Origin of the sequence: Burkholderia sp. F1 (assembly GCF_050813845.1) — a bacterium.
In the GTDB taxonomy this organism is placed as follows: Bacteria; Pseudomonadota; Gammaproteobacteria; order Burkholderiales; family Burkholderiaceae; genus Burkholderia; species Burkholderia ubonensis.
In genome coordinates this window covers 1166316-1179142 of record NZ_CP172422.1, presented here as the reverse complement: position 1 = coordinate 1179142, position 12827 = coordinate 1166316, and the positions used below count along the sequence as shown (strand labels likewise).

Genomic DNA, 12827 nt, shown 5'->3' with positions numbered 1-12827 from the left:
GCACGACATCTTCTCTCCCTGCGATCCGCGCGACCCGGCACAAAAAAAACGCGAGCCACCGGTAAAGCCGGCGACCCGCGTCACGCTTCACCTGACTGCGCTCAGATCTTCCCCAACTTCGCGCGCTCATCCTCGGTCAACGCAGCACGCTGAGCGGCCCCGGCCTGCCCGAAGCCGAGAATCGACACGGCGCTCGACGGATCGTAGCTCGCCTGCTTGCGCTTTCGCGAACCATCGTCGCCCGCGTCGCCGAAACCCTCGACCTGCACCGAAATCGTCCAGCGACGCGCCGGCGCACCCGATGCGCCGTTCTTCGCGATGTCCTGCGCAACCTGGCTGGCCGCCGTTGCCGCCGCGCTCGCCGCGGTCAACGCGCCAGTGTTCACCGCCTGCACCAGCGGAACGCCGCTCGCGTTGCCCGTCACCTGGATGTTGTCCGCGTTCACCACGCGCAGCGCCGCGACATTGAGGTTGCCCGCGCGAATCCCGGCATCGCCCGCATCGACCGTGCCGCGCGGCGCGATCAGGTTGACCGTGCCCGGCGGCGCGCCGGGCACGCTCTGCAGCGTCGCGATGCCGGCGCCCGTCACCTGGCCGCGCGCGTCGACCGTGCAGTAATGGTTCGCGTCGCACAGATACTGCGGCGCCGGCGTATCGGCCGACGACTTCGCGCCCTTGCCGGCGTTGATGTCGCCGTTCGAGCTCCAGATCGTCATGTCGCCGCCCTGCTCGGTGAAGATCCGGCTTTGCGCGAGCAACACGCTGCGATCCGTGAAGATGTTCACGTCGCCCTTCTCGAGCGTCAGGATGCCCATCGCGCCGGGTCCGACGATCACCTTGCCGCTGGCATCCACGATCTGCGGCGGCGCCGACGCGCTGCCCACCAGCGCCTGCCCGCCCGGCCCGAGGGTCGAGATGTTGCCGCCCTGCTGCGTCTGGATCGTCGTGTTGCGGATGTCGAGATCGCCGGTCGCGACCGGTTTGTTCGCGCCGTTTCCGCCGCCGCCCAGATTGTTCGCCGTATAGCCGAACGACGCGGGGAACATTGTATTGATTGCCTCGTAGCCGCGTGCGTACTTCTGGAAATAGGGGCTGGCGGCATTGTTGTAGTCTTCGCCGACACGCGTCAGCACGTTGAACAGCACCTGCTCCGCGAACAGTTGCTGAACGTATGACGGCAATGCCTTGAACTTCGCCCACGCCTGCGCCGCGTCGAGCGGGGCGAGCGCCGGCTGGTCCTTCACCAGCCCCGTATCGATCACCCGTCCAGCCTCGTACTGCTGCACGAACGCGATGAGTGCGGGCGCCGTGCCCGCCACACCCGGCACCGAACTCGCCGGGTCGACGTACTTCGAGATGAACGTGCCGGTGTCGATGCCCGGACCGACACCGAACAATACGTTCACGTTCGCGCCGTCGTGCGGCAGGTTCGGATTGAACGCATTGCCGATTGCGTCGATGCCCGTCAGCCCCCCCGTGACCGACGATCCGCCCGCGTTTGCGGCGTAGGCTTCCGTCTGACTCGTCAACGGGCCGATATTCCGCCCCGCGTCGATGTCGAAGGTTCCCGGCCCGCCCAGGACCAATGCCGGCACGGTCTCCGCGTTGTACGCCAGCGGCGTGTCATGGATGTCGCGCCCTGCCACGATCCGGGTAACGTCCGACTTGCGCAGGTTCTGCCCCTGGAACGACAGGTTGACGATGTCCCGCCCGGCCTGGATCAGCGCCGGCTTGTCGATCACGATCAGCATGAGTTTGTCGTAAAACCCCGCACTTCCGCCGGTCGTTTGCAGCGTGCCGCTCACGATATCGCCGTTCAGGCTATAGATGCGCGCCGGTACCGGATCGTCGGCATGCAACGCGCCGACGGCGTGCGCAGCCGCCGTCGTATCGCCGAGCAGGGGCACGACGGCGAACGGATTCATCGCGGAAGGCATCCATGACGGATCCAGATCGAGCATGCCGAATCCGGCGCCACCCCTGACATTGCCATAGAGATTCGAGAAATTGATTGATTGATCCGCGACGAGATTCAGATTGCCCGACGAGGAAGGGAAAAGTGCGGTGCTCGACAAGACGTCGACACCACCCGAGAACGCGGTCACATTCACGGTTGCCGGCAAGACGTACGACAAGTCGTTCTTCGAATTCGCACCTGGGTCCGATCCGCCAATGAGTTTTTTCACAGGCAGCGAGCCGAACACGACGTCGCCCGTCGTGGCCTGGACATTCACCGCGGAATTTGCCGAATAGGCCTGCGAATCGGCATACCGCTGGTAGCTGTTCTGCAGCACATCGCCCTGCGTGTACGACGGATTGAACACACCGCCGATGTCCGCCCCCTGACGTGCGCTGACATCGAGCACGCCGTCCTGCGTCGCCAGCAACGTCGAGACCGACATCGGCAATTGCCCGACCAGCCACGGCTGCACGACGATGTCCGAACCGATGCGCCCGCCTGCCACGATCGTTCCCTCGCCCTTCGCGACGAAATAGTCGCCGCTCCGGATATCGCCCTCCGCCCGCACCGTCAGGTTGCCCCCGCCGACCGTGATCGGCGTACCCGTCGCATCCTTGTACCAGGTGGTCGGCAGCGACACGCCGAGATCGGCGATGTTGCCGCCCGCGTTAATCGAGACGTTGCCGCCCACGCTCATGACGCCCTGACCGAACGCGCCGAAGTCGATCGACGTGCGGTCGATCGGCACATGACCGCTGCCGCCCGTGACGATCGTCGGCTTCGCGGTGATCTGCATCCACTGCCACCAGAACTGGCCGATCGGCGCACCGGCCCGCCCGGAGATCGTGCCGTTCGTGTCGACGACGTTCTCGAGACCGGCGATGTCGCCCTGCGCGCGGATGGAAATGTCGCCGGCGGCCTCGGGATTGACCGCCGACGTGACGAGGATATTGGGCGCCGGCGCCGCCCCGCCCTGCACGACCGTGGTCGCCCCCGCCGGCGCAACGGGCGCATTCGGCGACGGCGTGCCGGCCGTGTAGATCACGCCGGGAATGACCGTCGCCCCCGGCTCGCGCGCGGCAGCCGGATCGAACAGCGAGACATCGTTCGCCGCGGCGATGTCGATCGAGCCGACGCCGGTCCGGACCATCGTCGGCGCGACGACGGCACGGCCGTTCGGATTGGCGATGTTCGGGTTGGTCGCGTTGTTGTACTCGAAATGCCCGTCCACGATCACGTTGCCGCCCGCCGACGACGAGAACACATTGGACGGCTTCAGCGCGAGCGGGTTGGTGCTCGACGCATCGGCGCCCGCCACGAGCCGGTACGACGTGCTGCTCCCCGGGTTCAGGCTGGCGGAAAGCAGCGGCAGCGCGTTCGCCGCCACCGCGACCGGCGACGGCGTGTTGTCCGTCTGGGGCGGCTGCACCGTGATGTCCCCGGCGATGACCGGCACCAGCACGGCCGGAGGCGCCTGCACCTGGTCGACGTGCGGTGTGACGTCAGGATGGGCGGCCTGCCACTTGATCATGTCCTTGACGTACGACTGGTACTGCGCGAGATAACGCGGATACCACGTCGGGTCGGCCTGCTCCTGAGCCGCCGTCGGCGCCTGAAGCGGCAGGACGGGCTGCCCTGCCGCGATGGGCGCGTTCTGGTGCATCATGTTTGCGTAGACGTAAGCCCAGATACCGTTGGACAACTGCGACGTCAGGTACTGCGCGTATTCCTTGTACATGCCGTAATACTGCGCAATCTCGTCGCTATTCCCCGATGTCCAGTTGTACGGTCCCGTCAGGCCGAGATAACTGTAATTCGCCAGGATGTAATTGAACGGGCCGAACGCCTGCGTCGACCACATGTAGTTCGTTGCGCCGTACGTCGACGGCGTCGGTCGCGGCGCGACGATGCTGCTCCCGATCGGATTGTCGATCTGGAAAAAGCCGTCCGACAGGCTCGCCCTGACGTCGACGTCGTTCTCCGCCCGCAACGTCACGACCGGCGCCTGTCCGTTGAACCGGAATGCCGGATTCGTCGGCGACGCCCCCGCCCCGAGGTTCCAGTTCGTCAGCACCGCGATGTTGCCGCCGTTGATCGACGCACCCGGATTGTCCAGCTCGATGCCCGGCACGATGCGCGCATTGGCGATCCCGGTGCCGGCGAACGGATTCTTCAGCGCATCGAGCCCGTGCCGCACGAAGCCCATCAACGTGCCCGGCGCGGCCGCCGACGCGTCCCCGCCCAGGTAGCCATAGAAGGTCTGATGATCCGCGTTGGCGCCGCCCGACGCAGGCGCAAAGAACATCGTCTGCAACCCGCCGAAGCCGATCGCGCTGTTGCCGCTCTGCAACTGCGCTTGCGTCACCGCCGCCGCCGCGCCGGTGGCGTTGTTCGTCACGGTGCCGCCGCCGGTTCCATCCGGCGTGAACGTGAAAGTCGTCGGCGAGCCGGACGTGCTCTGCGCGGTGAACGTACCGGCCAGCAAGTGCCCTCGGGCGTCATACCAGCCGGCCGGATCGATCACGCCGTCGAAGTGCTTCGCCCCCGCCGTCGCATCCGTCGTGCTCCATACCGCGTATGCTTCGAGCGTCGTCGCGCGCGAACCCGCGATTCCCTTGCCCGCGTCGAAGCCCGACGACGGCAGCGACACATTCACGGTGCCGTCCGCCAGCAGCGGCGCGCGGAAATTCACCGTGCCGCCCGACAACCCGCCCGCCGTCCCGCCCGACACGTCGATCAGCGCATTCGCGCCGACCCGGATCAGCCCGGCTCGCGACGGATCGATGTTCTCGTAGCCGTAGGTCGCGTCGTACGGATTGGGCGAATTCGGGTCGAACACGCCGCTCGAGCCGATGTCGACCTTGCCGCCGCGCTGGTTCGGATTCGAGCCGCGCGCGAGCAGCGTGCCCTCGACATCGACGCCGCTGCGGCCGTACAGCGCGATCGCGCCACCGGCCTTGCCCGACGCGTCGATCGTGCCCAGCACGTTCACGTTGCCGTTCGCCGTGTCCGCCGCGTTGCCCGCGCCGCCGTCCGCCGTCAGCGACACCGCGTGCGCGGTCAGCGTGTTGCCGGCCGACAGCGAGAGATTCCCCGCGCGCGTATGGATCGCGATCGCCTGGTTCACGCCGCTCGACGCCAGCGTCTTCGCGAGCGCGTCGAGATCGGCCGCGCCGCCCGTGTCGAGCGACAGCGAGCCGCCCGCATAGCCGCTCGCCGCGCCGCCCTTGATCGTGCCGTTCAGGTTCACGACCTGCCGCGGCGCCGACAGCGTCAGGCTGCCCGCCGCACCGCCGCCGTTCGCGCCCGAGAAGTCGAGCGTCGAGCCCGCCTGAACGTCGACCGTGCCCTTGTCGGCGGTCAGCGTGATCGCGCCGGCCGGTGCGTAGCGCACGACGTCGAAGAACTGCTTCGACACCCCGGCCGCGCTCACCGTCGAGCCGCTGCCGATCGTCAGGTTCCCGCTCGTCGCCTCGAGGCTCACGTTGCCCGCCGGCGCGGCGATCGTCGCGCCGTTGTCGGCGATCGTCCCGCCGACGAAGCGCCATGCGCCGCCCACCGGCGTCCTTGCAAGCGCGGCGCCCGGTGCACTGTTCAGCGTCAGCGCGCCCGTGGTCTTGACGGTCGACGCCGAGCTCGTATCGGCGAGATATACCGGCGCATTCAGCGTGACGGGCAGCGCGCCGAAGTCGAACGTGCCGGTGCCCTGCCCGACGATGCCGCCCGTCGCCGTCATGCTCGCGGCCCCGAAACCGCTCATCGTTTTCGTGCCCGCGCCGAAATCGATTTCCTTTGCGTTGACGGTCAACGTACCGTTGCCCGTTACGGCCGCGCCGTTCGGCGCGCCCGTCTCGTTCGTGAACGCGATTTGCTGCGCGTTCAGCGTCACATGGCCGCCGTCGCTCGTGAAGGTGCCCGCGCTCAGGTCCACGCTGTTGCCGAACGTCGCGTTCACGTCGCCGATGAAGCCGATTGCGCCGTAGCTGCGCAGCGTCACCTGCTGCGCGCTGCCGAATTGCGCCAGCCCCGCCGGATCGATCACGAAGCCCGGCAGCGCCGCGGCCGCCGCGCCGTTCGCGCCCGTGAACGTGATCGCCGAGCCGTCCGCCGTGATTGCCTTGGCCGACAGCACGGCGCTCGGATCGACTTTCAGGTTTCCCGACGAATCGAGCGTCAGCGCCTGCCCGCCCGTCAGCGTCGCGCCGGCGCCGACCGTCAGCAGGCCGCTGCCTGTCGAGCCCGTGCGCGTAAGGGGCGTCATCGCGCCGTTCGATACGCGCAGCAGCGCGCCGTCGCCCGCGATGGCGAGCGGCTGGTCCTTCGCCGCCGGATAGTCGCCCGCCGCCGCGACCGATGCGCCCGCATCGACGCGCAAGCCGTTCGCCGCGTTCGGATCCGCGCCGTTCGCGTCGGTCTTCGTGACGAGCAGGATTTCCGGGCCCTTGAGCGCCGTGCTGGCGTCGTTCGACACGACGACGCTGTTCGCGATCGGCGTGATCGTCACGCCTTTCGCGGTCGCCGCGCGCGTGCCGCCGATCAGCAGGCTGCCCGCGTTCAGCGAATCGAGCGCGTCGCTGCCGATCTGCAGATAGCCCGGCAACGCGGCGGCGCCGTTGCCGGTGATCTGGATGTCCTGCGACGCAATGTCGACTTCGGCCGGCGCACCGCCAACGCCGGCAGCCGTGTTCAGCGTCGCGCCGAGTGTCAGCGCCCTGGTTGCCGCCAGCACGAGCTGACCGCCGTCCACCGGCAGCGGCGGCGTCACGTTGCCCTTCTTCGCGGCCTGTGCCGTGAAGAAGCCGTTCGCGCCCGTCACCGTGTACTGCGAGTAGCGTTGCCAGACCGGGCCCGACTGCACGCTGAACAGCGTCGGCGTCGCGCTGCGGCCGCCCGTCACGGCATCGGCGAAGTAGCCCGCCGTCGTCACGGTGCCGTCCGGCAGCACCTGGCTCGCGCCCGGCACGACGTTGCCGGGCACGCCCGCCACCGTCACGCGGTACGCGCCCGGCAGCGTCGCGTACTTGCCCGGGAGCAGCGTGTAGTAGCCGGCGGCCAGCCCCGGCACGCCGGACAGGTACACGGCCTTGCCGATCGCATCGCCCATGCCGGCCTGACCGACGCCGAGCTTCACCGTCGTGCTGCCCGCCGCGCCGCCCGCCGGCGGCTGCACCGTTTGCGCGAATACCGGATCGTAGGCCGCCACCGGCGCCTGCGCGCCCGGCATGATTGCATAGACGTTCGCCGCGCCCGGATTGACGGGCACCGTCACGCCGGCCGGATTGTTCGCATAGCTGATGTTGTATTGCGACAGCACGTCGCGCGTGCCGCCCGTGCCGGGCACCCACTCGACCGCCTGCAGGTCGCCGCCGCCCGACAGGTCGATCGTCGCGCCCTTGTCGAGCGCGACGCGGCTGGCGTTGACGCCGACGTACTTCGCGGGCGGCGCGGCCAGGTCGGGCGCCGTCACGCCCGTGACCGGGTTGAACTGCCACGCGACGCCGTCGACCGTCGTGCCGTACGGAATCAGGAGGCGGTCATTCGATACCGACGTCGTGCTGCCGTTCGCCAGCGTGACCGAATCGGTCGCGACGAGCGGCAGGCCGGCGAATTGCGTTTTGGTCGCGGCATTCGACGGATCGCCGACGCCGAACACGAGCGTGCCGGACGGCGCGCGCACCGTGCCGCCCTGCACGATGTCCGTCGCATCGACGAGCAGCGTGCCGCCCGCCGACAGCGGCGTGGCCGATGCGCCGTTCGACGCGAACGTGACCGTCGTCGGCGCGGGCTTGCCGGTTGCCGGATCGGTCGGCCCGACCGCGTCGACGATGAACGTGCTGCCGGTGGCCGGATACAGATCCGCGGCCTTGAACGACAGGTTGCCGGGCGTATAGAGCATGCCGGGAGCCGAAGCCGTGCCCGCGGGATTCGAATTGGTCGAACTCACGCGAATGTCGCCGGCGCTGGTGAAGTTCGCGTGTCCGATGTTGTTGAGCTGGAACTGATTGCGCAGGTCGATGAACGACGCGTTCACGTTCAGCGTCGCGTCGGACACCGTCGCGACCGGCGCAAATGCCGAAGATTGCGATGTCAATGCCGGCCCGGCCAGCGCGACGTACGGCGCATCGATCTCGATCGTCGTGCCGGACGGCCGCTGCGGCGGCCCGGCAAGCAGGGTCTGCAGAACGGACGTCGGATTCGTACTGCCGTTCGATTGCGGAGCAGGCATCGACAGCAGCGTCACCAACTGATCCATGCCGAGCGCCGCGACGCGCCCGGTATTCAATGTGACCGATTCGGGCAGCGCCAGCCTGACGTCGCCCGCGAACGCGATCGGCGGCACTTCCATGCCCGCTGTCGAAGGCGTGGCGTCGCCGAGCACGAGATTCGCGATCCCCGATCCGTCGAGCCGGTCGGCCGAGAACTGGAGCACGCCGGTCGGCTTGCCGATCGGCAATCCGGTGGTCGGGTCGATCGCCGTGACGAAGCTCTGGCCTGGCGCGAGGCCGGTCGGCGTCAGTTCGCCGCTTTGCCGGACGACCAGCGCGGTCGCACCGGCCGCGTTGCGGTTCTGATGCGGCAGGATCGTCAGCGTACCGCCCCGCGCTTGCGCGGCGCCCGCCCGCGCGGCGAGCGTCGCGTCGGCGAAGAGGCCGTACGCGGCGGACAGCGTGATCGAACCGGCATCGCTCCAGAGCGGCTGCGACGCGTACGTGCCGTTCGCCTGCAACTGATCGAAGTTCGCGGATGCGCCGGACACGTCGATCCGCGAACCCGGCTGCGCGGCCACATAGCCCGCATCGCTCGACAGCGTGACCGAGCCGCCCGGCAGGACCTTGCCGGTGTTCGGCACGACGGCCGCTCCGCCGACCTTGGCCGGCGCGGCGAGCGGGTTCGCGATCGCGATGCCGGACACGTCGAGCGTCGCATTTGCGCCGAGCCAGACCGACCGGCTGTCGCTGGGCGTGACGATACCGTACTGCCCCGTCTGCGCGAAAGTGCCGCCGGCATCCGCGCTGAGCGTGATCGCCCCGCCCGGCGCCACGATCGAGCCGAGCACCGTCACCTGCGTCGGCGAACCGAAGCCGATGCTCGCGCCGGCATCCGCATGAATCGATGCGCCGGACGACAGCGTGACCGCGCCCGACACGCCCGGGTACGACGGCACTGCGCTCGACAGCGTCTGCCACGACACGAGGTTGCCGCCCGTCAGCACAAGGCTCGTCGGCTGCCGGTGATAGTCGTCGAGACGGCCGGACGTCGTCAGGCCGGCCGTCGACAGGTTCGCGCCCGTGGCCGCCTGCTGCAGTGCGAGTGCGTCGGGGACGAGATTGCGTTGCGTGAGGGCGACCGTCGCGCCGGGCGCCACGGTCGCATCGTAGTACGCGTTCAGCACGTACTTGCCGAACCCCTGCTGCGTGAAGAAGCGCTCCGGCAAATAGACGTCCCACGGTGCAGCGGCCGCCGGATCGCCGCCGATCCGGAAACCGAGCGCCTGCAGCGTCAACGTTCCGCCGCCCGAAAAACCGTCGCTGAGAATCGTGCCGCCGAGCGCAATCGTGCCGTTCGATGGCTGGGTGGTCGGCAACACCGCACTGCCGTCGCCGGTGTGACCGAACTGTTTTGTCGCGGGCGCCACGTAAGTCTGCAGCGTCAGGTTCCCGCCGCGCCCGACCGGGATCCCGTTCTGCATCAGCAACTGGCCGTTCGACAGCAGTTCGCCGCCGCTCGATACGTCCAGCACGCTGCCGGGTTGCAGCAGGATCGAGCCCGTCGTGTCCTTGACACCGACGCCGACGGCTCCGACCGAGCCCTCGCTGGTCGCCAGCGAAATGCTGCCGCCGTTGATGAACTGGGTATTGCCGCGCGTCGTGCCCGGCGCCGCCCGCACGTCGTTGTTGACCCATTGGCCGGCCGCGCCGAGCACCGCCTGCGGCCCGACGACGATGTTGCCGCCGCTCGTGATCGAAATCGCGCCGCCCGGCGCGGACAGGCTGCCGGATACGTTGACGTCGGCGCCGCCGGTCGGGCTGCCGAGCGCGATGGACCCGCCCGGCTGCACGTTCAGGCGCGTGCCCTGCGCGACGACGATGCCCTTGCCGCCATGCGTGTCCTGCGTCACGTTCACGTTCGAGAAACCGCCGCCGTTCAGCGCGGCGACCGGCACCACCATCGTGGTCAGCACGTTGCGCGGATCGGTGGCGGCGACGTCCTGCAGCGCCGTCTTGTCGATCGGCGTGCCGCTCGAGAAACCGGGCGCGAGATCGTCGAGCTGCGGCGCCCGGTCCTGCAGGATCGTCAGGCCCGATACGCCGGACGGGGCGCCGGTTGCGTTGTTCCACGTGAGATTGGCGAGCGCGCTGCCGTCGAGCTTCGGATCGGCGCCGAGATTGAACGTCCCGCCCGACGGCAGGCTGTTGCCCTGCATCTGCCTGGCGCCGCCGAATGCCTGTGCGCTGATGTCGCCGTCGAGCACGAGCGCCGAGGCCGCGAAGAGATCGAGCGTGCCCGCGTTGCCGCCGACGATGTAGCCCGGCTGATAGCCGCCGCCCGTCTGCAGCGGGTTGTACCACGTCTTCGCCACGCCCCAGCGCGGATGGTTTTCGGTGAACTGCCCGGCGATCCCGACGTAGGTCTCGAACGGGCTCGCCTGCCCGATCGGCACGAGCGCGCCGTTCGCGTCGACGAGGCGCGTCGTGGCGACGATGCCGCCGTCGTAGTGCACGTAGCCGCCGTTCAGGTTCATCGACGAACCGGGTGCGGTCATCACTTCGTTGCCGGACAGCGTGATCGTCCCGCCGTTGGTCAGCAGCTGGTCGACCGTGCGCGGGATCAGGTTCACATAGCCCGACAGGTTCAGGATCGGGCTGCCGACCCACGACACGCCGTCGCTGCGCGTGCCCGTCAGCGTGCTGTCGACGATCACGTCCTTCAGACCGGCCAGGAAACTGTCGCGCAGCAGTGGCGAATCGGCGAGTTCGTTCTGGCCGATGCGCGGCACCGTGACGAGCGTCTGGCCGATCGGCAGCTCGACGTTCGCGAGCCCCGACACGTCGATCGTCGAGCCGGCATCCTGGTAGATGCGGCCGGGCGCCGCGTTCCGCGCGACGTCGGGCGTATAGACCAGCGCCGACGGCGAAAGCGCCGTCACCGACACGTTGGAGCCCGGCGCCTCGATCAGCGATCCGCCCTGGAACCACACCGCGCCCGCCGTCATTGCGATGCCGCCCGGCGTAAACACCGTGCCGGGCGTCGATGTCGCCGTCTGACCGTTTTTGTCCGGCAGCACGGTCGTCACCGATCCGGGTCCGAACGTGAGCAGGCCCGCCCGGTACACATCGTCGGCGCTGCCCGTCACGAGCAGCGTCCCCGGATACGCGTTGCCGAGCGGGTCGTTCGACCTGTACTCGTCGACGGTCGAGATCGTGATCCGGCCCGGCGTGTTCACGCTCGTGGTGACGCCCACCACGCCGTCCTGCGCGACACGGCTGCCGAGCAGGTTCACGTTGCCGCGCGCGGCCTGCACGATGCCCGTGTTGACGAGCGTGCCCGCCGGCGTGATGTCGACCGTCGCGCCGTTCTGCGTCGCGAGGACCTGGCCGCTCAGCTCGGGCAGCAGCAGTTGCGGGTTGGGCTTGGGAATGCCGTTCGGCCGCAGGCTCACGCCGATGCCCGCGGCCAGCACGACCTGGCCGTCGGTCGCCGTGATGCTGCCGCCGTTCGTCACGTTCGGCGCCGCGACCAGCACGAAGCCGCCGTCGCTGACGGTGCCGTTCACGTGCGTCGTGATCGACGCGCCCTGCTCGATCGTGATGTCGCCCGGCGCCTGATACGTGCCGTTCGCCGTCGCCACGTTGCCGAGCCCCAGCACCTCGTTCGGGCGATTCACCACCCCCGCCACGCCGGACGAACTGCCCGACTCGGGATAGGCCAGCCCGCCCGTCTTGCCGGCCGGCAGGCTCAGGAATTGCTGGTTGCTCGCGGCAATGCCGTCCGGCGTCGGCATCGGCTGGTTCTTCATGTCCAGCAGATTCAGCGACGACGCCACCAGCGAATGCACGTTGACCTGCGACCCCGCCCCGAACAGCACGCCGTTCCGGTTGATCACATACACCGCCCCCTGCGCGGTGATGTTCCCGAGAATCTGGCTCGGCCGCCCGCTCGGGTCGTTCACGCGGTTCAGCACCGCCCAGTTGTTCGCGCCGTTCGTCTGCGTGCCGCCCGACTGGTCGAAGTTGAGCGTCGTCTGCCGGCCGACGTTCATCGTCTCCCACGTCAGCACCGCGTTCTGCCCGGTCTGCCTGACGTCGACGTTCACGTGCCCGGTCGCGTCGACGCTCTGCTGCGGCGCATTCGCGTTGAACCACAGCACCGGGTTGTTCGTATCGCCCGTCGCCCCCGCCGCCACCTGCAGCCCGCCCGGCGCGAGCCCGTTCGGCACGCTCGACGGCAACTTCGCGGCGGCCGCGGCCGCATTCTGCTGCGCGGCGATCTGCGCGGCGATCGCATGCGCGGCGTAGCCGAGGTTGCGGATCGACGGCTGGCTCGCCTGCAGCGCCTGCTGCGGCGACACGCCGAGATTCGGCACGCCCGGCAGGCCGCCGGCGCCGCCCGCGCCGCCGCCGGACGCGCGCGCGGTCGCCTGCCCGAGGTTCATGATGCCCGCCGCATGCGCGTGCGCGGTGACGCCCGCCGCGAGCATCACGGCGACCGCCCGGCATAGCGGACGCAGGTCCGATCTCAGGACGGACCGCGAACGAATCGGGTCATGTTGTCGTACTGCGCGTGCGCGTGCTGCCATTCTTCACCCCGAACCCTGGAAAATTGCGCGTTGCCGCGATCGCGCCGAGGCCGGCGCCGATCCGTAGCC

Annotated in this window: 1 protein-coding gene; it reads right to left on the bottom strand. The window is 69.0% G+C overall.

Annotated features, from left to right (window positions below):
- Window positions 1-101: 101 nt before the first annotated feature.
- The gene (locus tag ACFIMZ_RS24380) at window positions 102-12659 is read right to left on the bottom strand and encodes a filamentous haemagglutinin family protein (RefSeq protein ID WP_431825352.1); all 12558 of its coding nucleotides are present in this window, start codon (window positions 12657-12659) and stop codon (window positions 102-104) included.
- Between the last annotated feature and the right edge of the window lie 168 nt (window positions 12660-12827).